Source organism: Lysobacter changpingensis (genome assembly GCF_017308985.1).
In the GTDB taxonomy this organism is placed as follows: domain Bacteria; phylum Pseudomonadota; class Gammaproteobacteria; order Xanthomonadales; family Xanthomonadaceae; genus Lysobacter_J; species Lysobacter_J changpingensis.
In genome coordinates this window covers 40,324-63,142 of the sequence record NZ_JADWPE010000001.1, presented here as the reverse complement: position 1 = coordinate 63,142, position 22,819 = coordinate 40,324, and the positions used below count along the sequence as shown (strand labels likewise).

General features: G+C 67.5%; 19 protein-coding genes. 16 read left to right on the top strand and 3 right to left on the bottom strand.

Annotation, left to right across the window (positions count from 1 at the left end; translation table 11 throughout):
• Positions 1-128: 128 nt before the first annotated feature.
• The 6 genes from I4U41_RS00295 to I4U41_RS00270 all read left to right on the top strand — a co-directional run bounded on the left by I4U41_RS00295 (position 129) and on the right by I4U41_RS00270 (position 10,056).
• Entirely contained in the window at positions 129-2,411 is a 2,283-nt protein-coding gene (locus tag I4U41_RS00295; protein WP_206858384.1) for a TonB-dependent receptor, read from the top strand.
• Complete coding sequence (locus tag I4U41_RS00290; RefSeq protein WP_206858382.1) at positions 2,395-3,735, top strand: serine hydrolase domain-containing protein; 1,341 nt, start codon at positions 2,395-2,397, stop codon at positions 3,733-3,735. Before I4U41_RS00295 ends, I4U41_RS00290 begins: the two co-directional genes overlap by 17 nt.
• Positions 3,732-4,691 (top strand): ribokinase, encoded by a 960-nt coding sequence (locus tag I4U41_RS00285; RefSeq protein WP_206858380.1) that lies wholly within the window; start codon positions 3,732-3,734, stop codon positions 4,689-4,691. Before I4U41_RS00290 ends, I4U41_RS00285 begins: the two co-directional genes overlap by 4 nt.
• Positions 4,692-4,709: 18 nt before the next feature.
• A complete protein-coding gene (locus I4U41_RS00280; RefSeq protein WP_206858377.1) occupies positions 4,710-6,884 on the top strand; it encodes a formylglycine-generating enzyme family protein in 2,175 nt (724 codons plus the stop codon).
• Between the two features lie 4 nt (positions 6,885-6,888).
• Positions 6,889-8,787 carry a glycoside hydrolase family 127 protein gene (locus I4U41_RS00275; RefSeq protein ID WP_320415120.1) on the top strand — a complete coding sequence of 633 codons (1,899 nt, stop codon included), beginning with the start codon at positions 6,889-6,891 and terminating at the stop codon, positions 8,785-8,787.
• Positions 8,788-8,874: 87 nt separating this feature from the next.
• Positions 8,875-10,056: a CaiB/BaiF CoA transferase family protein gene (locus I4U41_RS00270; RefSeq protein WP_206858367.1), complete on the top strand. Its 1,182-nt coding sequence runs from the start codon at positions 8,875-8,877 to the stop codon at positions 10,054-10,056.
• A gap of 82 nt (positions 10,057-10,138) precedes the next feature.
• On the opposite strand, the gene I4U41_RS00265 is transcribed toward I4U41_RS00270, so the two are convergent.
• Complete coding sequence (locus tag I4U41_RS00265) at positions 10,139-10,684, bottom strand: DUF2058 domain-containing protein (protein WP_206858364.1); 546 nt, start codon at positions 10,682-10,684, stop codon at positions 10,139-10,141.
• Between the two features lie 63 nt (positions 10,685-10,747).
• Here I4U41_RS00265 and I4U41_RS00260 point away from each other — a divergent pair, with 63 nt between their 5' ends.
• Positions 10,748-11,245, top strand: a complete 498-nt coding sequence (locus I4U41_RS00260) for a YgjP-like metallopeptidase domain-containing protein (protein WP_206858362.1) — start codon at positions 10,748-10,750, stop codon at positions 11,243-11,245.
• 100 nt (positions 11,246-11,345) lie between these two features.
• On the opposite strand, the gene I4U41_RS00255 is transcribed toward I4U41_RS00260, so the two are convergent.
• A complete protein-coding gene (locus I4U41_RS00255; RefSeq protein WP_206858360.1) occupies positions 11,346-12,671 on the bottom strand; it encodes an MFS transporter in 1,326 nt (441 codons plus the stop codon).
• 175 nt (positions 12,672-12,846) lie between these two features.
• On the opposite strand from I4U41_RS00255, the gene cyoA reads away from it, so the two are divergent.
• The 9 genes from cyoA (at position 12,847) to I4U41_RS00210 (ending at position 20,932) form a co-directional block, all read left to right on the top strand.
• A complete protein-coding gene (gene cyoA / locus I4U41_RS00250) occupies positions 12,847-13,908 on the top strand; it encodes a ubiquinol oxidase subunit II (RefSeq protein WP_206858358.1) in 1,062 nt (353 codons plus the stop codon).
• A gap of 88 nt (positions 13,909-13,996) precedes the next feature.
• Positions 13,997-15,976, top strand: coding sequence for a cytochrome o ubiquinol oxidase subunit I (gene cyoB / locus I4U41_RS00245; protein WP_206859157.1), 1,980 nt, complete (start codon positions 13,997-13,999; stop codon positions 15,974-15,976).
• Between the two features lie 10 nt (positions 15,977-15,986).
• Positions 15,987-16,598: a cytochrome o ubiquinol oxidase subunit III gene (gene cyoC, locus I4U41_RS00240; RefSeq protein ID WP_206859155.1), complete on the top strand. Its 612-nt coding sequence runs from the start codon at positions 15,987-15,989 to the stop codon at positions 16,596-16,598.
• Positions 16,595-16,990, top strand: coding sequence for a cytochrome o ubiquinol oxidase subunit IV (gene cyoD, locus I4U41_RS00235; RefSeq protein ID WP_206858356.1), 396 nt, complete (start codon positions 16,595-16,597; stop codon positions 16,988-16,990). The genes cyoC and cyoD overlap by 4 nt, the downstream gene beginning before the upstream one ends.
• Positions 16,987-17,760 (top strand): SURF1 family protein, encoded by a 774-nt coding sequence (locus I4U41_RS00230; RefSeq protein ID WP_206858353.1) that lies wholly within the window; start codon positions 16,987-16,989, stop codon positions 17,758-17,760. Before cyoD ends, I4U41_RS00230 begins: the two co-directional genes overlap by 4 nt.
• Positions 17,744-19,141, top strand: coding sequence for an ATP-binding protein (locus I4U41_RS00225; RefSeq protein WP_206858351.1), 1,398 nt, complete (start codon positions 17,744-17,746; stop codon positions 19,139-19,141). The genes I4U41_RS00230 and I4U41_RS00225 overlap by 17 nt, the downstream gene beginning before the upstream one ends.
• Positions 19,125-19,667, top strand: a complete 543-nt coding sequence (locus I4U41_RS00220; RefSeq protein ID WP_206858349.1) for a response regulator transcription factor — start codon at positions 19,125-19,127, stop codon at positions 19,665-19,667. The genes I4U41_RS00225 and I4U41_RS00220 overlap by 17 nt, the downstream gene beginning before the upstream one ends.
• 152 nt (positions 19,668-19,819) lie before the next feature.
• Complete coding sequence (locus tag I4U41_RS00215; protein WP_206858347.1) at positions 19,820-20,089, top strand: hypothetical protein; 270 nt, start codon at positions 19,820-19,822, stop codon at positions 20,087-20,089.
• Positions 20,090-20,239: 150 nt separating this feature from the next.
• The gene (locus tag I4U41_RS00210) at positions 20,240-20,932 is read left to right on the top strand and encodes a hypothetical protein (RefSeq protein ID WP_343225228.1); all 693 of its coding nucleotides are present in this window, start codon (positions 20,240-20,242) and stop codon (positions 20,930-20,932) included.
• Between the two features lie 220 nt (positions 20,933-21,152).
• Here I4U41_RS00210 and I4U41_RS00205 read toward each other — a convergent pair whose 3' ends face one another.
• The gene (locus tag I4U41_RS00205; protein ID WP_206858345.1) at positions 21,153-22,688 is read right to left on the bottom strand and encodes a DUF1254 domain-containing protein; all 1,536 of its coding nucleotides are present in this window, start codon (positions 22,686-22,688) and stop codon (positions 21,153-21,155) included.
• Positions 22,689-22,819 lie beyond the last annotated feature (131 nt).

Genomic DNA, 22,819 nt, shown 5'->3' with positions numbered 1-22,819 from the left:
ACGGTGTTTCTGAAGGCGCCGGGAGGGGCGTCGTCCGCGCGATCCGCCACACGGAACGCGCGGGCCGAACGTAGAGCGCAGGCCGCAATGGCCGGCGCAGCCACCAGAACAAAAAATAGAGATCCGTCATGATCAAACCGTTGACCGCAGCGATAACGTGCGTGCTGCTCGCATCCGCCTTGCCGGCGAATGCGCAATCGATGAACCCGCCGTCGCAGGGCGCGGAAGAAGACCCCGGCAGCGAGCAGGAAGCCACCAACCTGGACAACGTCATCGTCACCGGCGTGCGCACGCCCAAGGCGGTGGACAAGATTCCCGGCGCGATCACGCTGGTGTCCAAGGAAGAAATCAAGAACACGCTGCTGGTCACCGAGGACGCGACCGCGGTGCTCGCGAAGACCGTCCCGGGTTACGCAGAGGCGTCGCAGGCGATGAGCAACTCCGGCGAGACGCTGCGCGGTCGCGTCGCGCTGCGCCTGTTCGACGGCGTGCCGCAGGGCTCGCCGCTGCGCGACGGCAGCCGCAATGCGACCTTCACCGACATGGGCATCGTCGATCGCGTGGAAGTGATCAACGGCCCGTCCGCGTCGGAGGGCATCGGCGCGGCGGGCGGCATCATCAACTACCTGTCCGCCACGCCGACGAAGGAAGGCAACGAGTTCCGCTTCGTCACGCGCTATTCGACCCAGTTCAAGGACGACAGCGAAGGCTGGAAGGTCGGCATGAACTTCATGCGCAAGCAGGACGCCTACGACATGGTCGTCGGCCTCTCGCGCGTGGAGCGCGGCATGGGCTACGACGGCGACGGCCGCCGCCTGGGCATGAACACCAGCGGCTCGACCCACGATTCCTCCTCGGAGAACGTGTTCCTGAAGGGCGGCATCAACTTCGGCGAGAGTGGCGAGAAGCGCCTGCAGGCCTCCTACAGCCGCTTCAAGATCGAGGGCAACGGCGACTACATCCAGGTCGACGGCTGCCGCTACGATCCGGTGGAGTGCCCGAACCCCTCGACGAACACGTCGGAGAAGGGCCACCTGTTCGGCAGCAAGTCCGAGTTCAACGACTTCGAGCAGGTCAACGTCATCTACACCGACAGCGACTTCGCGCAGGGCACGCTGAGCATCAACGGCTACTGGGCCGACCAGGCGATGCGCTATCCGCCGGAAGCCGGCGAGGATCGCTACGACCCGCTGATCCCGGTCAACGGGCCCGACGGCCAGATGTGGGACCAGTCGGAAATCCTGTCGGAGAAGGAAGGCCTGCGCCTGGCGTGGGCGCGCCCGATGCTGTTCAACGTGGACGGACTGGAACTGCGCACCGGCGTGGACTGGGTGCGCGACACGGCCGAGCAGCGCCTGGCGCTGACCGACCGCCTGTGGGTGCCGCCGATGGAATACACCAGCGTCGCGCCGTACATGCAGCTGAGCTACGACATCGGCCCGGTCACCCTGAGCGGCGGCATCCGCCGCGAGGACGGCGAGCTGAAGGTCGACGACTACACCACCACGTATTTCCGCGATCGCCGCTTCGTCAACGGCGGCACGCTGGAATACACCGAGAACCTGACCAACCTCGGCGCGATCTGGCGCATCGGCAACGGCTGGTCGACGTTCGTGGCGTACGGCGAAGGCTTCGGCCTGCCGAACGTGGGCATCCCGCTGCGCAACATCTCGTGCCCGGACGATCCGGACGACACCAAGCCGGACGGCTGCCCGGGCGATCCGTCGATCTCCGTCGGCGACATCTTCGACCTGCAGCCGGTCGTGGTGGAGAACCGCGAGATCGGCGTGAACTGGATCGGCGATCGCGCCTCGTTCGGTGCGTCGTACTACGACTCCGAGTCGGAGTACGGCACCTCGTTCGTGATCGATCCGGCCACCGACGACTACGTGCTGTTCCGCGCGCCGACGCGCATCAAGGGCATCGAGCTGAGCGGCGACTACCGCTTCAGCGACCAGTGGCGCCTGAGCGGCGTGTACTCGCGCATCCGCGGCAAGACCTCGTTCTGGAGCGAGGATCCGGAAGGCCGCTTCGGTGCGGGCGACCTGAACAAGCCGATGGGCGCGCTGGACGTGAACCCGGACAAGATCGCGCTGAACCTGCGCTACCGGCCGGTGCAGCAGATGGAACTGGTGCTGGGCTCCACCACGCTGCTCTCGCGCGACCTGAGCGGCAGCGACGTGCGCGAGTACGACGGCGCGCAGTTCAGCTACGAGGAAAGCACCACCGGCTACACGCTGTTCGACTTCACCGCCAGCTACACGCTGCCGAAGAACGGCCGCATTTCGCTGGGCATCGAGAACCTGACCGACAAGCAGTACATCCTGACCTGGTCGCAGGTGCCGGGCTGGCGCAATTACTGGGCTGGTCGCGGTCGCATGACCTCGCTGACGTATGAAGTCACGTTCTGAAGCCGCGCGGCCCCAGCGGGGCCGCCATCCCGCGCGCGACGCGCACCGCACCGCCAGGCCCCGTGCGTGGCGGGCGCGGTTCCGCGTGCTGCTCGCCGCGTGGATCGCAGTCGCGCCCGCGCAGGCGGTGGCGGCGGACGTTTCGCATGAAGCGTCGATGGACGCGTCGCGCCTGCAACGGATCGACGCGTTCCTCGAACGCGCGACCGCGCCCGGCGGTTACACCGGCGCGGTGGCGCTGGTCGCGCGCGACGGGCGCATCGCCTACGAGCGCGCGTACGGTCATGCCGACCTTGGATCGAACAGGCCGATGCGGCCCGACGCGATCTTCCGCGTGTACTCGATGACCAAGCCGCTGACCTCGGTCGCCGCGCTGATGCTGGTGGAGGAAGGGCGGCTGGGGCTGGACGACCCGGTCGCGCGCCATCTGCCGGAATTCGCCGGAATGAAGCGCTTCGCCGGCGGCACCGCGCGCTCGCCGGAACGGGTCGAGCCGACGCGCCCGATCACCATCCGCCATCTGCTCACGCACACCGCGGGGTTCGCGACGGGCGGGAACGGGGAAGCCGTGCGCCTGCTCGACGAGCAGCACCCGCAGGATGCGCCGACGCTGGCCGAGTTCGCACGGCGCGTCGCGCGCGCGCCGCTGGCCGACGATCCGGGCACGCGGTTCCGCTACGACGGCGTCAACACCGAAGTGCTCGCGCGGGTGATCGAAGTGGCGAGCGGGCAGCGCTTCGCCGACCTCCTGCAGCAACGCATTCTCGCGCCGCTGGGCATGCGCGACACCGGATTCGAGGTGGCGCCGGGCCAGCGCGACCGGGTGGTGGACATCACCACGCGCGACGCCGACGGCCGCCTCGCGCTGGCCGGCAGCGCCGACGCGCGCACGCCGGGCGAACGCCTGCGCGCCTACGACAGCGGTGCCGGCGGGCTGTACTCCACCGCACGCGATTACTTCCGCTTCGCGCAGATGCTCGCCGACGACGGCCGGGCCGGCGCGACGCGGCTGCTCTCGCGCAAGAGCGTGGAGCTGATGATGAGCGACCAGCTCGCGACCTTCGATCCGCCGCTTGCAGGGCCGGCGGCGGGCGAGGGCTTCGGGCTGGGCGGTTACGTCGTTACCGACGTCGCCCGTCGCGGGCGCCTGGGCAGCGTCGGCCAGTTCGGCTGGAGCGGCGCGGCGTCGACGTACTTCACCATCGACCGCAGCGAGCGCCTGGTCGCGCTGCTGCTGTGCCAGCATCTTCCCGACGACGCCCCTGGCGACCTGCCGCGGTTGTCGGTTCCCTTCTTCAACCTCGTTTACCAGGCGGTGCCATGAAGCCGGCGCAGGGCCATGTCTTCGTTGCTGGATCGGCCAACCTCGATTTCGTCGTGCGTGCCGCGCACGTTCCCGCGCCGGGCGAAACCGTGCTCGGGCGCGGGCTCGAACTGCATCCGGGCGGGAAGGGCGCCAACCAGGCGCTCGCGTGCGCGCGGGCCGGCGGAGCGGCGACGCACATGCTGCTGGCGCTGGGCGAGGATGCGTTCGCCGCGACGCTGGAGACCTCGCTTCGCGATGCCGGCGTGCAACTGCACATCGTGCGGGCGCAGGGCGCCGCGACCGGCACGGCGTTCATCTGCGTCAGCGACGACGCGGAGAACGCGATCACCGTCGCGCCCGGCGCGAACGACGCGCTGGCGCCGCATCACCTGCCGCCGCTCGGCGAGGCGACGCACCTGCTGCTGCAGCTCGAAACCCCGCTGGCGTCGGTCGAAGCCTATGCGCGCGCGGCGCGCGACGCCGGCGTGCGCGTGGTGCTGAATGCCGCGCCCGCGCGTGCATTGCCGGCCTCGCTGCTGGCGCTGGTGGACCTGCTGATCGTCAACGAAGGCGAACTGGCGATGCTCGCCGGCACCGACGACATCGCAGGCGGGCTCGAACGCATCGGCGTGGACGACGTCGTGGTGACGCTCGGCGCGCGCGGCTGCATCGCGCGCAGTGGCGGCGTCATGCACGTGCAGCCGGCGTTCCGCGTGCAGGCCATGGACACGACCGCTGCCGGCGACACGTTCTGCGGTGCGCTGGTGGCGCGACTGGGCGCGGGCGATGCATTGTCCGATGCGCTGCGCTACGCGGCCGCGGCTTCCGCGCTGGCGTGCACGCGCGCCGGCGCGCAATCGAGCGTGCCGACGCGCGAGGAGGTCGTCGCCATGCTGTCCGGTTCGAACGACCAAGACTCGAACGACCACGACGCGCTTGCCGCGCATTGCGGCCTGGCCGCATCTTCCTGCTGACTTCCGGAACACCCCCGCATGAACCGCCAAGACCACGAGCTGCCCTCGGACGATCGCCCGCGCCACGTTCCGAAGACCGAATACAAGTTCTCCCACGTCACCACGCAGCGCTACCTGCCCACGCCCGGCAAGGCGCCGGGCTGGCCGTTCGCGGAGATCGGCCACTGGAAGATCGACGTCAACGCGACGTCGGCGGACTGGATTTCCGAGCTGCGCGACTGGCGCCGCGAACATCTCACGCGCATCGGCTTCGACGACGCGAACTACCGCCGTCCGGAACTGCAATGGGCGCAGCGCAACTTCGTGCATGCGCAGATGATGGCGGAGGACCGCTATTTCTACGATCCGGTAGAGGGGCGCTACACGGTCGATCGCTACCTGGACGATCTGGAACAGCGCTACGGCGGCCTCGACAGCGTGCTGATCTGGTACGTGTACCCGAACATCGGCATCGACGACCGCAACCAGTTCGACATGGCCGCCGACCTGCCGGGCGGTATCGAAGGCCTGCGCTCGGCGGTCGCGGATTTCCATCGCCGCGGCGTTCGCGTGTTCCTGCCGACCATGCCGTGGGACAACGGCACGCGCGAGCAGGGCGAGGCGGACTGGAAGGCCATCGCGCGACTGGTGAAGGAGGTCGGCGCCGACGGCATCAACGGCGATACCTACAACGGCGTGCCGCGCGCGTTCTTCGATGCCTGCGACGCGCTGGGGCAGCCGGTGGTGGTGCAGCCCGAGTCGACGATCAGCGCCGAGGAGCACCTCATCTGGAACGTGCAGAGCTGGGGCAAGAAGGCGCCGAACGAGGTCGTGCCGCCGGTGGCGAAGTTCAAGTGGCTCGAGCCGCGCCACATGATCAATTACGAGAACCGCTGGGGCCGCGATCGCAACCACGACCTGCAGTACATCTTCTTCAATGGCGTGGGTTACAACGCGTGGGAGAACATCTGGGGCATCTGGAACCAGTTCACCCCGCGCGATGCCGAGTCGCTGCGTCGCATCAGCACGATCTACCGCGCGTTCGCGCCGTTGATGGTGAGCGCCGACTGGACGCCGTACTTCCCGACGTTGCAGGCCGGCGTGTTCGCCAGCCGCTTCCCGGGCGAAGGGCGGGTGCTGTGGACGATGGTCAACCGGCATGAGTACGCCATCGAAGGCGAACAGCTGGCCGTGCCGCACCGCGAGGGCGTGCGCTACTTCGATCTGTGGAACGGCGTCGAGCTGTCGCCGCGCATCGTCGATGGTTCGGCCGTCGTCGAGATGCGCATGGAGGGCAAGGGTTTCGGCGCGCTGCTCGCCTGCGATGCGGCGTCGTGCGAGGGCGTGGACGCGCTCCTCGCGTTGATGGCGAACTACGCGCGCGTGCCGCTGGCGTCGCTGTCGTCGCAGTGGACGTCGATTCCGCAGCGCATCACCGACATCGCACCGACCAAGCCGGTCGCACGGGCGCCCGAGGGCATGGTGACGATTCCGGCGGGCGAGTTCGTGTTCGCGGTCGGTGGCGTGGAGATCGAAGGCCAGACCTGGGACGGGCTGGACGTGCAGTATCCGTGGGAGCCGAGCGCGCGTCGCAACCACCGCCGCCGCATGACGATGAAGGCGTTCCACATCGATCGTCATCCGGTGACGAACGCGCAGTTCAAGCGCTTCATCGACGAGAGCGGCTATGTGCCGCGCGACGCGCACAACTTCCTGCGCGACTGGTGCGACGGCGCGCCGCGGCCGGGCTGGGAGAACAAGCCGGTGACGTGGGTGGCGCTGGAGGACGCGCGCGCCTACGCCGCGTGGACGGGCAAGCGCCTGCCGCACGAGTGGGAATGGCAGTACGCCGCGCAGGGCAGCGACGGCCGCCTGTATCCGTGGGGCAACGAATGGCGCACCGACGCGGTGCCGCCGGTCAACCGCGAACGCCGCCTGGCGCCGCCGGCCGACGTCGATGCGCATCCGCAGGGTGCGAGTCCGTTCGGCGTGATGGACCTGGTCGGCAACGTGTGGCAGTGGACGGACGAATTCGCCGACGAACACACGCGCGCGGCGATCCTGCGCGGCGGCAGCGCGTACCAGCCGCAGACCTCGCACTGGTATTTCCCGCAGGCGTATCGCCTCGACCAGCACGGCAAGTACCTGCTGATGGCGCCGTCGAAGGATCGCTCCGGCATGCTGGGCTTCCGATGCGTCGTGGATGCGGAGTGACGCCGTGGAGACGATTGCGATGAACCTGCGCGCGGCGCAACAGCGCACCGCCGCCGATGCGGTGCGGCTGGACGGCGTGCTGGGCGAGGCGATCGAGGCGAGCCGTCGCGGACGGCTGAGCCGTTTCATCACCGACGAGGACAGCCCGGCGATCGCGCTGTTCCAGCCCGCGCGTGTCGAGGGGAACCTCGAAGGCGACTGGTACGGCGAACACGCCGGAAAGTGGCTGATCGCGACCGCGAAGGCGGTGGCGCGCAGCGGCGACCAGGTGCTCGCGCAACAGCTGCGGCGCGTCGCCGACTTCCTCGTGTCGCGGCAGGACGAAAGCGGCTATCTGGGCAATTACGCCCCGGACCGTCGCTTCATGCACAAGCAGCCGCCCAAGCCGGTGAGCTGGGACGGCGCGCCGACGCTGCGCACGTGGGACATCTGGACGCACAGCTACCTCGTGCTGGGATTGCTGGAGACCTGGCGCTGCTTCGGCGATGCGCGGTATCTCGACGCCGCCCGGCGCATCGGCGACCTGTGCCTGCACGTGCTGCGCGACACCGACGTCGACATCACCGATCTGGGAAACCACTTCGGCATGTCGGCGACGGTGCTGATGGATCCGGCGGTCGAGCTGTACGTCGCCACCGGCGAAGCGCGTTACCTGGAACTCGCGGAACTCATCGCCGCGCAGGCCGATGGCCATCCGCAGCTGGCGCTGCTGCGTCGTGCGCTGGAAGGCGTCGATGCATCGGAGATCGCGACCGGCAAGGCGTACCAGCTGTGCTGGAACCTGGTCGGCCTCGCGAAGTTGTATCGCGCCACGGGCGATTCGCGCTTCCTCGCCGCCGTGGAGTCGCTGTGGCGCAGCATCCGCGAGCATCACCTGACCCTCGGCGGCGGCCCGTGGGGCGGCGTCGCGCACCGTTCGCGCGAGGTGTTCAATCCGCCGCACGTGTTCAGCCCGCACGGTTACGTGGAAACCTGTTCGGTGCTGTCGTGGCTGCAACTCAATGGCGAGTTGCTGCGCATCACCGGGCAGGCGCGGTTCGCCGAGGAAATCGAGCGCACCGCGTACAACGACCTGCTCGGCGCGGCCGATCCCAATGGCGAGGACTGGTGCTACTACTCCTTCCCGAACGGGCAGCGCGTGCACACCACGTACTGGCGCTGCTGCAAGTCCAGCGGCGCGATGGCATGGGAGGAACTGCCGGGCCTTGCCTATGGGGCGGACGGGCAGGGCGTGTTCGTGAACCTGCTCGGCCCGGGCGCCGCACGCGTGCGGCTGGACGGCGCGGGCGAGGTGGCGCTGACGCAGTCCACGCGGTATCCGTTCGGCGATCGCGTGGAGATCCGCGTCGATCCGCCGCAGGCATCGCGTTTCGAACTGCGCGTGCGCATTCCGCAATGGGCGAAGGACGTTCGCGTCGAAGTGAACGGTGCGGGCGTCGAGGCTGCGGTCGAAGCCGGCGAATGGCTGCGCATCGACCGCCAATGGACCGCCGGCGACACCGTCGCGCTGCACCTGCCGATGGCGCCGCAGCTGCATCGCCGGAGCATGCGCAACGTGCAGGAATTCCGCGCGCCGGACGGAAGCCCCGTCGCCCAGCAGGTGCTGCGCTTCGACTACGCGGCGCTGACGCGCGGGCCGCTGGTCTACGCGACGGGGCTGATCGACGGCTTCAAGATCGAGGAGAGCATGCGGCTTCCCGGGACGCCCGCATCCGAATGGATAACGGAAATCGCCGCGGAAGACGCCGACGGCATGGAGCTGGACGTGCGCCTGGGCTATCGCGCGCCGCTGCGGTTCGTTCCGTATTACCGTGCCGGTGGCCGCGTCGATGGCGCATGGCGACTGGCGTGGATGTCGCTCGCTCCGCAGACGGATGCGGGCGCAACAAATTCTGGTAATTGAACATACGGTTCGCGGCTGTTCGGCGTCCCGGCGTTTGCACAGACTGGGCGCGTTGCAGGCCCACGTAATGCAGGAGTCACCCGTTCCATGGAATCTTCCTCGCCTTTCGATCTGATCCGGCGTGAGGGCGGCGGCCCGCTCAGCGGGGTCAAGGTGCTGGACCTGAGCGCCTACATCGCCGGCCCCTACGGTTGCACGCTGCTGGCGGACCAGGGCGCGCGGGTGATCAAGGTCGAGCCGCCCGATGGCGACAACCTGCGCCAGTATCCCTCGACCTTGCAGGACGAAAGCCGCGCGTTCATGGGCGTCAACCGCAGCAAGCTCGGCATCGCGCTGAACCTGAAAAGCGCCGAGGGACTGAACGCGCTGCTGCGCATGGTGCGCGAGGCGGACGTGCTGGTGCACAACTTCAGGCCCTCCGTTCCCAAACGGCTGGGCATCGATTTCGATCGCCTCAGCGTGATCAATCCGCGCCTGATCTACTGCGCCGTGAGCGGTTACGGCGACTCCGGCCCGATGAAGGACATGGCCGGCTACGACCAGGTGCTGCAGACGATGACCGGCATCTGCTCGCTGCAGGGCAAGCGCGGCGGGCCGCCGGAAATCGTGTACGGCTCGGTCGTGGACTACTACGCGGCGGCGCTGCTCGCGGCGGGCGTGTCGTCGGCGCTGTACGAGCGCGAACGAAGCGGACTCGGCCAGTACGTCGGCATCTCGCTGCTGCGCAGCGCGCTGACGATGCAGTCGGCCCGGTTGATCTACGTCGAAGGCGAATCGCTCGACATCGGGCGCGACATGCGTTCGGGCGGCGTGACCGGCATCCATCCGGCGCGCGAGGGGCACCTGTACATCTCGGCGAACACGCCGCGGTTCTGGCGCGCCCTGTGCGAGAAAACCGGCCTGCACGCGCTGGCCGACGATCCGCGCTACGACTCCGTGCGCAAGCGGGCCGAGCACGCGGCCGAAATCGTGCCGCTGCTGCACGACGCGCTGGCCTCGCGCACCGCGGCCGAGTGGGAGGCGTTGCTCGCCGACCACGTGCCGTGCGCGGCGGCGCGCAAGGTCGAGGACATGTTCGACCATCCGCAGGTGCTGGCCGAGAGCATCATGACCAGCATCGAGCATCCCGTGGTCGGTCGCTATCGCGGCGTCGCCGAGCCGATCTGCTTCGGCCGCACGCCTGGCCCGGCGCCATTCGCCGCGCCGGTGCTCGGACAGGACACGGATGCGGTGCTGGCGTCGGCTACCCGCGACACCGCGCCCTTGTAGCCTTCGTAGCCCGGGTAAGCGAAGCGCATCCGGGATCGGGTGACCATGCGCACGATCCACCCGGGCGCGGTCACCGCATCGATCACCAGATCAGATCGTCCGGCACCTTGAACTGCGCGTAGTACGCATCGTCCTCGGACGTGGGGACGTCGGCGTCGGTGCCGGCGTCCGCGCCGTGATCGAGCACGATCATGGTCGCGTCGCGCTCACGCACCTTGTCGGCAGCCGCGCGCGGGATCAGCTCATGGCGATCGTCGATGCGGGCGATCGCCAGGGCACCGGACGCCAGTTTCCCGCGCAGGTCCTCGTTGAGCAGCAGCGTGCGGATCGCGCCGTTTTCGGTGAAGCGGTATTCGCTCTCGCCGGTGCGCGGGACCTTGCGGTCCTCGACGATCTGCCGCGCCTGCGCACGAAGCTCCGCCGCGTGCGCCTGCGCCTTGCGCTGCGCCTGCAACGCGCGATCGCGCTCGGCCTTCTCCGCGCGTGCGCGCTGGGCGTCGAGCTGGATGTCGGACGGCGACTTGGCGTGCCGGGCCTTGTTCTGCTCGCGCGCGACCTCGGCCACCTTGGATTTCTTGACCAGGCCCGCCTTGAGCAACTGTTCCTGGAGGGGATTCGCCTTCGCCATGTCGCGGTTTCGTGCCGTTGGATTCGGGGCCATGATACTGCCGTTGCCGCCACTTGCCCGCCGATGGACACGCTGAAATACCTTTCCGGCTACCCCGAACACCTGCTGGCGCGGGTGCGCCGGCTGATCGACGAGGACCGGCTGGGCGCGATGCTCGCGAACAGGTACGACCAGCCCAATACCGTCCGCAACGACGCGCAGCTGTACGACTACGTGCAGGCGCTGAAGGACCGTCACCTTCGCAAATCCGTACCGCTGGGGAAGGTGGTCTACGACAGCAGGCTGCAGGTGATGAAGCATGCGCTCGGCACGCATACGGCCATCTCGCGCGTGCATGGCGGACGACTCAGGGCCAGCCGCGAGATCCGCATCGCCACGGTGTTCCGCGATGCGCCTGCGGACTTTCTGAAGATGATCGTCGTGCACGAGCTTGCGCACATGCGCGAACCCGAGCACAACAAGGCCTTCTACCAGCTGTGCACGCACATGGAGGCGGACTACCACCAGCTCGAGTTCGATCTGCGTCTGTACCTGACGCATCTGGACCTGGTGCGACGCTGATCCGTTCGCCGCATGCGGTGCATCCAACGAAAACGCCCGCGGGGATGAACCGCGGGCGTTGCGTTTCGATCGGTGCAGCGGGGCGAACAGCCGCCGCGCCTCAGCTCTTGTAGTTCATCGCCCGGTTGATGCCCAGCGCGGCCAGCGTGCCGATGGCGCCGGAGAGCAGGTACGCGCCCAGCCAGGCCAGGCCGAACTGCGAGCACAGGCCCAGCGCGACGAGCGGGGCGAAGGCGGCGCCGATCAGCCAGGCGAGGTCGGAGGTGAGCGCCGCGCCGGTGTAGCGGTAGCGACGGCCGAAGTTCGCCGTCACCGCGCCGGCTGCCTGGCCGTACGAGAGGCCGAGCAGCGCGAAGCCGATCAGCACGAACGCCGCCTGGCCGACGTCGCCGCCGCCCATCAGCGTGGGCGCGAAGCCGCTGAACATCGCGATGCCCATGGCGAGGCCGCCCAGCGTGCGCGCACGGCCCACGCGGTCGGCGATCAGGCCCGAGGCCACGACGCCACCGCAGGCGATGAACGCGCCGAGGATCTGGACCAGCAGGAAGTCCACGATCGACTTCTGCGAATACAGCAGGATCCACGACAGCGGGAAGATCGTGACGATGTGGAACAGCGCGTAGCTGGCGAGCGCGGCGAAAGCGCCGATCACCACGTGGCGGCCCTTGGCGCGGAAGAGTTCGCGGATCGGCGTCGGTTCGAGCTCGAGTTCGCTCATCTTCTTCTGGTATTCGTCGGCCACCACGATGCGCAGTCGCGCGAACAGCGCAACGACGTTGATCGCAAAGGCGACGAAGAACGGATAGCGCCAGCCCCACGACAGCAGGTCGGCCTCGCCCAGGCTGGCGTACAGGAACGCGAACACGCTGGCGGCGACGATGAAGCCCACCGGCGCGGCGAGCTGGCCGAGCATCGAGTACCAGCCGCGGCGTTCCTTCGGCGCGTTCATCGCCAGCAGCGAGGGCAGGCCGTCCCACGAGCCGCCGAGCGCCACGCCCTGCAGCATGCGGAAGCCGGCCAGCAGCGCGATCGAGGCGCCGCCGAGCGTGGCGTAGCTGGGCAGGAAGGCGATGCCGGCGGTGGCGGTGCCCAGCATGAACAGGGACAGCGTCAGCTTGATGCCGCGGCCCCAGCGTTCCTGCACCGACATGAACAGGATCGTGCCCAGCGGGCGCGCGATGAAGGCCAGCGCGAACACCGCGAAGGACCACAGCGCGCCTTCCAGCCGGCCCGTGAACGGGAAGAACACCGACGGGAAGATCAGCGCGGCGGCGATGCCGAAGACGAAGAAGTCGAAGTATTCGGACGCGCGCCCGATGACCACGCCGACGGCGATTTCGCCCGGCGCGACGTCGGTGTGCGCCTTGGTGCCGTGGTCGTGGGTCGAAACGGTGGAGTTTGCGGCGGTGGGGCTGGCGGATGACATCGCGCGGGACACTCGGAATACCGGCCCGGAACGTCCGAAGCCGGTTGGACAAAGGAGGATGCGACGATAGCCTGACAGAGACAACCGGCCTGGACGATAGGACAAAACGTCCAATTCTCCCCGCGCGACGGCCGGAATACATTGATCCTGCTCAATCCGTAAGCCCCCATCCCACATGTCCATCGCGCGCAGATTCCTGCAGGCCGCCGTGTTGCTTCTCGCCACGGTCGCGCTGTCGGGATGCAACCTGCTGGTTCTCAATCCCGCCGGCGACATCGCCGCCCGCCAGGGGCAGCTGATCGTCGTGGCGACCGTGCTCATGCTGATCGTGATCGTCCCGGTGATCGCGCTCACGCTGCTGTTCGCCTGGCGTTACCGCGCCTCCAACCGCAGCGCCACCTACAAGCCGGACTGGGATCATTCGACCCAGCTCGAGCTCGTCATCTGGGGCGTTCCGCTGCTGATCATCATCGCGCTCGGCGCGATCACCTGGATCAGCACGCACCTGCTCGATCCGTTCCGTCCGCTCGACCGCCTCTCCGAGGGGCGCCCGGTGCCGGCGGACGTGAAGCCGGTGGAAATCCAGGTCGTCGCGCTCGACTGGAAGTGGCTGTTCGTCTATCCCGAAGAGGGCGTGGCGACGGTGAACGAAGTCGTCGTGCCGGTCGATCGCCCGGTGCATTTCCGCATCACGGCCTCCTCGGTGATGAACACCTTCTACGTGCCCGCGCTGGCCGGAATGATCTACGGCATGCCGGGCATGGAGAGCGAGTTGAACGCGGTGATCAATGCGCCCGGCGTGTACGACGGCTTCTCGGCCAACTACAGCGGCGCGGGTTTCTCGCACATGCGCTTCAAGTTCCATGGCCGGTCCGAAGCCGAGTACCAGCGCTGGCTCAACGACGTGCGCGGCAGCGAACTGTCGCTTACGCGCGCGGCGTATCTGGAGCTGGAGAAGCCGTCCGAGCGCGAGCCCGTGCGCCACTTCGCCAGCGTGGACAGCGGCCTGTTCGATGCGGTGCTCAACCGCTGCGTCGACCTGGACCGGTTGTGCATGAACCAGATGATGGCGATCGACGCCGCCGGCGGCCTGGGCCTGGACGGCCTGAAGCCGCTCGCCACGCCGCGCCGCGGCGACCCGCGCCTGGGCGCGTACGTGTCGGCCGAAGTCTGTTCGATCGACGATGCCGCGCCCCGCTCGCTGACCGGTGCGGTGGGTGGCATGAAGGCGCCCTGATCGCGCCCGACCGCCTCCCGACCGGCCAGACCTCATTCCGGAATTCCCTGCGATGTCCCTCGAAAGCAGCACCCTCCCGACCTCACCGATCTTCGGACGCATGTCATGGGATGCCATTCCCATGTTCCATGAGCCGATCCTGCTGGTGACCTTCATCGGCACCGTGATCGCCGGCCTCGCGCTGATGGCGGTGATCACGAAGCAGAAGCTGTGGGGCTACCTCTGGAACGAGTGGTTCACCAGCATCGACCACAAGAAGATCGGCATCATGTACATCGTGCTCGGTCTGGTGATGCTGCTTCGCGGCTTCGCCGACGCGCTGATGATGCGTCTGCAGCAGGCGATCGCGTTCGGCGACAGCGTCGGTTACCTGCCGCCGCACCACTACGACCAGATCTTCACCGCGCACGGCGTGATCATGATCTTCTTCGTGGCGATGCCGCTGGTCACGGGCCTGATGAACTACCTCGTCCCGCTGCAGATCGGCGCGCGCGACGTCGCGTTCCCGTTCCTCAACAACTTCAGCTTCTGGATGACCGTCTCCGGCGCCGTGCTGGTGATGATGTCGCTGTTCTTCGGTGAATTCGCCGCGACCGGCTGGCTGGCGTATCCGCCGCTGTCGGGCCTGGCGTTCAGTCCGGGCGTGGGCGTCGACTATTACCTGTGGGCGCTGCAGATAGCCGGCGTGGGCACATTGCTATCGGGCGTGAACCTGCTGGTGACCATCATCAAGATGCGCGCGCCCGGCATGACCATGATGAAGATGCCGGTCTTCACCTGGACCTCGCTGTGCACCAACGTGCTGATCGTGGTGTCGTTCCCGGTGCTGACCGCCGTGCTGGCGCTGCTGGCGCTGGACCGCTACGTCGGCACGAACTTCTTCACCAGCGACCTTGGCGGCAACGCCATGATGTACGTGAACCTGATCTGGATCTGGGGCCATCCGGAGGTCTACATCCTGATCCTGCCGCTGTTCGGCGTGTACTCGGAAATTGTGTCCACGTACTCGGGCAAGCGCCTGTTCGGCTACTCGTCGATGGTCTACGCGACGGTGTGCATCACGGTGCTGTCGTACCTGGTGTGGCTGCACCACTTCTTCACGATGGGGTCGGGCGCGAGCGTCAACTCGTTCTTCGGCATCACCACGATGATCATCTCGATCCCGACGGGCGCGAAGATCTTCAACTGGCTGTTCACCATGTACCGCGGCCGGATCCGGTTCGAGGTGCCGATGCTGTGGACGATCGGCTTCATGATCACCTTCGTCGTGGGCGGCATGACCGGCGTGCTGCTGGCCGTTCCGCCGGCGGACTTCGTGCTGCACAACAGCCTGTTCCTGATCGCGCACTTCCATAACGTGATCATCGGCGGCGTGGTGTTCGGCCTGTTCGCGGCGATGACGCACTGGTTCCCGAAGGCCTTCGGCTTCAAGCTCGACGACTTCTGGGGCAAGGTCTCGTTCTGGTTCTGGCTCGCCGGCTACTGGTTCGCCTTCACCCCGCTGTACGTGCTGGGCCTGATGGGCGTGACCCGCCGCATGAGCCACTTCGAGGATCCGTCGCTGCAGATCTGGTTCCAGATCGCCGCGTTCGGCGCAGTGCTCATCGCCATCGGCATCGCCGCGTTCCTGATCTGCATCTACGTCAGCTTCCGCAAGCGCGAGCAGCTGCGCGACGTCACCGGCGATCCTTGGGACGGCCGCACGCTGGAGTGGTCCACGTCCTCGCCGCCGCCGGCGTACAACTTCGCCTTCACGCCGGTCGTGCACGACACCGACGCGTGGTGGGACATGAAGCAGCGCGGGTTCACGCGCATGCGGTCGGGCTTCCTGCCCGTGCACATGCCGAAGAACACGCCGGCCGGCCTGGTGCTGGCGGTGCTGAGCACCATCGGCGGTTTCGCGATGATCTGGCACGTGTGGTGGCTGGCGATCGCCTCGCTGGTCGGCGTGGTGGGTTACGCGATCTGGCACACGTTCAACTACGACCGCGACTATCACATCCCCGCCAATGAGGTGGCTGCGACCGAACACGCGCGCACCCTGCAGCTGGAGACCTTCCGTGGCTGATTCCATCGCTATGACCCGTGAGGACGGCGCGCCGGTGTTCCTCGACACGCAGGGCCATCATCATCCGCAGAACGGCACGCTGCTGGGCTTCTGGATCTACCTGCTCAGCGACCTGATGATCTTCGCGTGCCTGTTCGCCACCTTCGGCGTGCTGGGCCGCAGCTACGCGGCCGGCCCGTCGGGCGCGGACCTGTTCGACCTGAAACTGGTCGCGGTGAACACCGCGGTGCTGCTGCTGTCGTCGATCACCTACGGCTTCGCGATGCTGTCGATGCAGGCCCGCCGCAAGGCCGGCGTGATCGGCTGGCTGGTGGTGACGGGCCTGCTGGGTGCGGCGTTCCTCGGCATCGAGCTGTACGAGTTCCACCACATGATCCACCTGGGCGCGGGCCCGCAGCGCAGCGCGTTCCTGTCCGCGTTCTTCGCGCTGGTGGGTACACACGGCCTGCACGTGTTCTTCGGTGTGATCTGGCTGGTGGTGCTGTGCCTGCAGGTGCGCAAGCACGGCCTGACGCGCGCCAACACGCGCCGGGTGGCCTGCCTTTCGATGTTCTGGCATTTCCTCGACGTCGTCTGGATCGGCGTCTTCACCTTCGTCTACCTGATGGGCTCGCTGCGATGAGTGACCACGCACACCACGACCACGACGACGACTTCCTCGAGGACGGCATCCCGCACGTCTCGAAGAAGGAGTACCTGACCGGCTTCGTGCTGTCGGTCATCCTGACGGCCATTCCGTTCGCGCTGGTGATGGGCAAGTCCAATGCCGTCGCCACGCCTTTGCTGGTGATCATCCTGATGGCGTTCGCCGCCGTGCAGGTGGTCGTCCACATGGTGTACTTCCTGCACATGAACGCGAAGTCCGAAGGCGGCTGGAACGCGCTCGCGCTGATCTTCACGCTGGTGCTGGTGGTGATCGTGCTGACCGGCTCGCTGTGGGTCATGCACCACCTCAACACCAACATGATGCCGGGCGCGCACGAGATGCTGGAGATGCTGAAGACCGCGCCATGACCGGTCCCGTCGCCGACGCGCGCTCCGTTCCCCGGCCGCGACGTGCCGGCGTGCTGGTGACGTTCGTGGCGCTGCTGGCGGTCGCGTTCCTCGGATTCCTCGCGCTGGGTGTGTGGCAGGTCCAGCGCATGGCGTGGAAGCACGACCTCATCGCACGCGTGGATGCGCGCGTGCACGCCGAACCGGTTCCCGCGCCGTCTCGCGCGCAGTGGCCACGGGTCACCGACGCGTCCGACGGTTATCGGCGCGTGTCGGTCGCCGGTGAATTCGTACCCGGCAAGGAAACGCGCACACAGGCCGTCACCGCATACGGTGCGGGCAGCTGGGTGCTGGCGCCATTGAAGACCGATGCAGGCGATTACGTGCTGGTCAACCGTGGCTTCGTGCCGATGGGCCAGACCGCCGGCGAGCCGCCGCAGGGCAGGGTGGTCGTGACCGGATTGCTGCGCATCAGCGAACCGGGCGGCGGTTTCCTTCGACGCAACGATCCGGCGCAGGGGCGCTGGTATTCGCGCGACGTCGCGGCGATCGCGCAGGCACATGGACTTCCGGCCGATCGCGTGGCGCCGTTCTTCATGGACGAAGGTCTGGCGGATGAAGCCGGCGCCGCTTCCGACGCGTGGCCGCGCGGCGGCCTTACCGTGGTGAAGTTCCGCGATTCGCACCTGTCCTACGCCGTGACCTGGTTCGGCATGGCCCTGCTGGCGCTGGCGGCCGGGGTGTTCCTGATCGCGTCCGAACGCAGGTTGCGCCATGATCGACGCCGGTAACCACCGCGCCCCGATCATGCCCGCACCGTCGCTGCAAGCCGATCTGTCCACCGACCCGTCCGTCGACGCGGAACGCAGGATCTCCGCCGCGACCGGCCCGCGCGGCACTGCCGGCCTCCGCAACATGCAGCAGCTGATCCAGCTGCGCTGGATCGCGGTGATCGGGCAGGTCGCCACGATCCTCGTCGTGCATTACGGGCTCGGCATCGCCCTGCCGCTGACCTCGATGTTCGCGGTGATCGCCGCGCTGGCGCTGTTCAATATCGCCAGCCATTTCTGGTGGCGCCGGCGCGAGCATGCATCGAGCAACGCGCTGCTCGTCGCGCTGCTGGTGGACGTCGCCTCGCTGACGATCCAGCTCTATCTTTCCGGCGGCATCACCAATCCGTTCGTGTTCCTGTACCTGTTGCAGGTGGTGCTCAGCACCGTCGTGCTGCGCTCGCCGTGGAGCTGGGTGATCGCCGTCGCCGCAGCCCTGTGCGTGACCGGCCTGGCGCTGGCGCGCACGCCCATCGTGCTGACGATGGAGCCCTCGCACGGACTGGCCGATTACTACGTCCAGGGCCTGCTGATCTGTTTCCTGCTGATCGCCGGGCTGCTGGTGGTGTTCCTCACCCGCATCAGCCGCATCCTGCGCGAACGCGACGCACGCCTGGCCGAGCTGCGCCAGCGTGCGGCGGAAGAGGAACACATCGTGCGCATGGGCCTGCTCGCGTCCGGCGCCGCGCACGAACTGGGCACGCCGCTGTCGACGCTGTCGGTGATCCTCGGCGACTGGCAGCACCTGCCGACCATCGCCTCCGATGGCGAGCTGCACCACGACGTGGTCGAGATGCAGGCGCAGGTGGCGCGCTGCAAATCGATCGTCACCAACATCCTGCTCGCCGCCGGCGGCCCGCGCGCGGAAGCGCCCACCGAAATGGGCCTGCACGCGATGCTCGACGGCCTGGCGCGCGAGTGGCGCGAAGCGCGCAATCCGGCGTCGTTCAGCTATGCCAATCGTTGCAGCGTGGACCCGCGCATCGTCTCCGACACGAGCCTGCGGCAGATGGTCTTCAACGTGCTCGACAACGCGCTGGAAGCCTCGCCGCAATGGGTCGCGCTGGACGCCGACTGCGACGACGATCAGCTCGTCATCGAAGTCAGCGATGCCGGAGGCGGCTTCGCGGGCGGCATCCTGCAGCGGCTGGGCTCGCCGTACAACACCAGCAAGGGGCGCCCGGGCGGCGGCCTGGGGCTGTTCCTCTCGGTGAACGTTGCGCGTACGCTGGGTGGCAGCCTCACGGCGAAGAACCGGCCGCAGGGCGGGGCGGTGGTCACGATGACGCTCCCGCTGTCGGCCCTTGCCATCGAGGACGAACACGATGACGACGAAGACTGACCGACGCCTGCTGATCGTCGAGGACGACGAGGCTTTCGCGCGCACCTTGGTGCGTTCGTTCGAACGCCGCGGCTACCAGGTGCGCCACCTCGCGGGCGAGGAGGGCATGCCCGCGCTGCTGGAGGACTTCGTGCCGACGCACGCGGTGGTCGACCTGAAACTCGCCGGCGGCGCGTCCGGACTGTCGAGCGTGAAGCGCCTGCACGCGTTCGATCCCGATCTCGTCATCGTCGTGCTGACCGGCTACGCGAGCATCGCCACCGCGGTGGAAGCGATCAAGCTCGGCGCGCGTCACTACCTCGCCAAGCCTTCGAACACCGACGACATCGAGGCGGCGTTCGATCGCGCCGCGGGCGACACCGAAGTGGAGCTCACGCAACGCACCACCTCGATCAAGACGCTGGAGTGGGAACACATCCACGAAGCGCTCGCCGCGAGCGATTTCAACATTTCCGAAGCCGCGCGCCGCCTCGGCCTGCATCGCCGCACGCTGGCGCGGAAGCTGGAGAAGCGGCGGATCAAGTAGGCGCGGTGCGGGGCACGGCTGGAACCAAGCCGCACCCTCGCGGGTTGACGCATCTTCACAATCCATCTACATATTCCGAAGCAAGCTGAAGCCGCTCTTGGCACCAACAAAAAGGCCGCGATTTCCGATATCCAAGACGAAGGAGGATTGGGATGTTTCTGACCAAGCAAAACCTGACGATGGCGCGTACGCTCGGCGTGGCGATCGTCGCCGCCCTGGGTCTCGGTGGTTGCGCCACCTATACCGACGAGTTTGCAACGATCAACTCACGCCTCGATCAGCTCGACACGAGGGTGCAGAGCGCAGCCCAGAGCGCCGAATCCGCCAACCAGTCGGCGCAGCAGGCCAACCAGCGACTGGATCAGATCGAAGGCCGCGTCCAGCAGCTCGAAGCGGCGCCGCGCCGCGTTCCGCGCGGTTGATCGCGCCGCAATTTGTGACGAACGTTGTAAAACCCGGGATCCGGTGGCCTTGCTGGCCACCGGTCTCTTATCTTTGCTGTTTCTAGTCGTCGTTCCAAGGAATTTCCCATCATTACGCGCCTACACCCTGCGATCCGCGCCGCTTCCGGCGTGCTAGCGCTGGCGCTGGCGTGCGCCAGTTTCGGCGTGGCCAGCGCCGAGGAAGCCGCCACCGAGCAACCGGTGGCCCCCATCGACCTGCTACCGCCAGGCCAGGAAGTGTCCGACACGGTGACCGAGCTCGCGGGCTGGGTTGTCGCATCCAGGGACAGCGAAGGCTATCCGTTCGCGATCATCGACAAGGCCGCCGCACAGATCCTGGTGTTCGGCGGCGACGGCCGGCTTCGCGGCGCGGCGCCCGGGCTGTTCGGCTCGGCGGTCGGCGATCATGCCGCCCCCGGCGTTGCCGGTCTCGCGCTTCGCGAAATTCCGGGCCGTGATCGCACCACGCCCGCCGGTCGCTTCGTCGGCGGTTTCGGCCCCTCCATCGACGCCGGGCGCGTCCTGTGGGTGGACTACGATTCCGCGGTCTCCATGCATCCCACGGCGACTGGCGTGCCGGCCGAGAAGCGCCCCGAACGCCTTGCATCGCCCTCGCCGGACGACAACCGCGTCACCCACGGCTGCATCAACGTCGCGCCGGAGTTTTACACGCAGATCATCGCGCCGACATTCGAACGGGGCGGGCTGTTCTACATCCTGCCGGACACGGCGTCGCTGGCGGAGACCTTTCCGGAGTTCGTGCAAAGTCGCGCCACCGCGCAGCACGACGACAGGAAACGAGGACGGTCCGCCCAGCAGTGATGGGCGCTGTGTCGTGTTGGCTCTGGTGTGGTCGAGCGCTTACGAATCCCGTTGCTGCAGGGTTTTTCCGGCCCCCACAAGCTCCGTTGTATCACCGGGCTTCCTCCTCATTGTCGAGCCATTGCGTCAGCGGACGATCCATGGAGTTCGCAAAGCGCTGTCACCTCATGGGTGACCGCTTCTGGCCGATAGCGGACATTCCGAAACGTCACCCACCCGATCACGAAGCCGGTCTGACCGCCGGCGGCGACCAAGTTCCGTCGAGGATCGCCTGCTCGGGCCAATAGGTGCGTACGTACAGCGAGAACTCCGCGCCATCAGGCGAAGGCAGCCAGTTGGCGCGCTGCACGGGGTCGGTCGGCTCGTCGGCCTGCACGTAGATCGTCAGCGAACCATCGGGATTGGGTTTCAGATCCTTGTTCTTCGTCCCGACCGAATATCGATTGATCGCATTGGGCGCGAAGAAGTGGTCCGCGTCGTACAGCGTCAGCGACCAGAATCCCCTGACCGGCGGGCCGCCTTTGTCGAAGGTGACGGTGTAGCGCTTGCTGCCGTCCAGGCGCGCGCCGGTGTCGTCGAGGTCCTGGTAGAAGTAGGTGGCTTCGTTGGGCTTGTTCACGTAGATGTTCGAACGCGCCACTGCCGTCCGGGTGAAGTAGTCGCTGCCGAATCCGGCGCCGTTGCGCACGGTCGTCCAGTGGTGCGGCAGCGGCACGCCGAAGTTGCGGAACTGCAGGAGCGGGGCGATCACGTCCTGTTCCGTCTTGCGGGCTTCGTCTATCGCGGCGGCCTTCAGCTTCGGGTCCTTCTGCAGCGCGGCCACCAGTGCGAGCGCATTCGCGTAGCGCGCTTCCTCGCCGGGTAGGGGCTTGGCGTCCTTGAGCACGACCGGCAGTTCGTCGAAGAATTTCTCCGGAACCACCTTTGGCGCTTCACCGCCGCCCGCCGGCCGTGGCGGTTCGGGGAAGGACGGCGATGCCGCCCAGTCGTGCCGCTTCATCTTCCCGTCGAATTCGGACAGGGGGTACATGTCGATCTGCGCGACCAGCGGCTGCACGGCGGCGCGATCCTCCGGCGTGTCGAGCAGGGCCACGCGTGGAATGGCGTAGCCGGTGTTGGTGCCCGCGCGGAACACCTGCGCGATTCCCTGCGGCGTGGTGCCGCTCCAGTCCGGACCCACCAGCAGGTAGAAGCCCGGTTTCGTGTCGTACATCTTGCCCAGGCTGACGAAACTGTCCGTGCGCGAGTCGACGATCTGGTAGACCCAGAAGCGATCGCCGAAATCCGGCACCTGCACCACCACCGGTTCGATGTCCAACGCGAGCGGCCCGCCGCCATACACGACGTCCTGGTTGGGACAGGCCACCTCGCGTTCCGATGGAGCGACGTAGTCGGTGAGCATGCTCATGCGGTTCGGGGGCGCGGCCGGCAGTACGCCGCCGAGTTTCCCGGGACCGGGCAGGTCCTTGAAGCCGAGGCGGCGGTTGTAGATATTCACCATCGGCCACGCCCAGAAATACACGTCGCGCGCGGCCATGCGCACGTACGGCTCGGTGAGGCGGGTGTTCTCCACCGGACCGGGCACCTTGCTGGCATCGGCGACGTCCGTGGAATCGGAAGGTGCTGGTGCGGGCCGGGATGGCTCAGGCGCGCTGGCTGTCGTCGTCGTGGCTTGCTCGCGTTGGCAGGCGGCGCTGGCGATGACCAGGAGCGAGGCGATCATCGCGACGGCACCGCGACGGAGTTCGGCTTTCATGCGCGATCCTTTTGCCCGACGGCAAGCCATGGCCGTCTCTCCTGAGGTGGCATACGTGATGCCCTCACTCGCGTTATGCGGGCGTGAATGGTTGAGCCTCGTTCGCCGCTGCGTCGTGGAAAGCCAGCGGG

What these genes read in the sequence shown, in the direction of transcription:
- I4U41_RS00295 (WP_206858384.1), top strand. Translation starts at nt 129, where the DNA reads ATGATCAAACCGTTGACCGCAGCGATAACGTGCGTGCTGCTCGCATCC.
- I4U41_RS00290 (WP_206858382.1), top strand. Translation starts at nt 2,395, where the DNA reads ATGAAGTCACGTTCTGAAGCCGCGCGGCCCCAGCGGGGCCGCCATCCC.
- I4U41_RS00285 (WP_206858380.1), top strand. Translation starts at nt 3,732, where the DNA reads ATGAAGCCGGCGCAGGGCCATGTCTTCGTTGCTGGATCGGCCAACCTC.
- I4U41_RS00280 (WP_206858377.1), top strand. Translation starts at nt 4,710, where the DNA reads ATGAACCGCCAAGACCACGAGCTGCCCTCGGACGATCGCCCGCGCCAC.
- I4U41_RS00270 (WP_206858367.1), top strand. Translation starts at nt 8,875, where the DNA reads ATGGAATCTTCCTCGCCTTTCGATCTGATCCGGCGTGAGGGCGGCGGC.
- I4U41_RS00265 (WP_206858364.1), bottom strand. Translation starts at nt 10,684, where the DNA reads ATGGCGAAGGCGAATCCCCTCCAGGAACAGTTGCTCAAGGCGGGCCTG.
- I4U41_RS00260 (WP_206858362.1), top strand. Translation starts at nt 10,748, where the DNA reads ATGGACACGCTGAAATACCTTTCCGGCTACCCCGAACACCTGCTGGCG.
- I4U41_RS00255 (WP_206858360.1), bottom strand. Translation starts at nt 12,671, where the DNA reads ATGTCATCCGCCAGCCCCACCGCCGCAAACTCCACCGTTTCGACCCAC.
- cyoA (WP_206858358.1), top strand. Translation starts at nt 12,847, where the DNA reads ATGTCCATCGCGCGCAGATTCCTGCAGGCCGCCGTGTTGCTTCTCGCC.
- cyoC (WP_206859155.1), top strand. Translation starts at nt 15,987, where the DNA reads ATGACCCGTGAGGACGGCGCGCCGGTGTTCCTCGACACGCAGGGCCAT.
- cyoD (WP_206858356.1), top strand. Translation starts at nt 16,595, where the DNA reads ATGAGTGACCACGCACACCACGACCACGACGACGACTTCCTCGAGGAC.
- I4U41_RS00230 (WP_206858353.1), top strand. Translation starts at nt 16,987, where the DNA reads ATGACCGGTCCCGTCGCCGACGCGCGCTCCGTTCCCCGGCCGCGACGT.
- I4U41_RS00225 (WP_206858351.1), top strand. Translation starts at nt 17,744, where the DNA reads ATGATCGACGCCGGTAACCACCGCGCCCCGATCATGCCCGCACCGTCG.
- I4U41_RS00220 (WP_206858349.1), top strand. Translation starts at nt 19,125, where the DNA reads ATGACGACGAAGACTGACCGACGCCTGCTGATCGTCGAGGACGACGAG.
- I4U41_RS00215 (WP_206858347.1), top strand. Translation starts at nt 19,820, where the DNA reads ATGTTTCTGACCAAGCAAAACCTGACGATGGCGCGTACGCTCGGCGTG.
- I4U41_RS00205 (WP_206858345.1), bottom strand. Translation starts at nt 22,688, where the DNA reads ATGAAAGCCGAACTCCGTCGCGGTGCCGTCGCGATGATCGCCTCGCTC.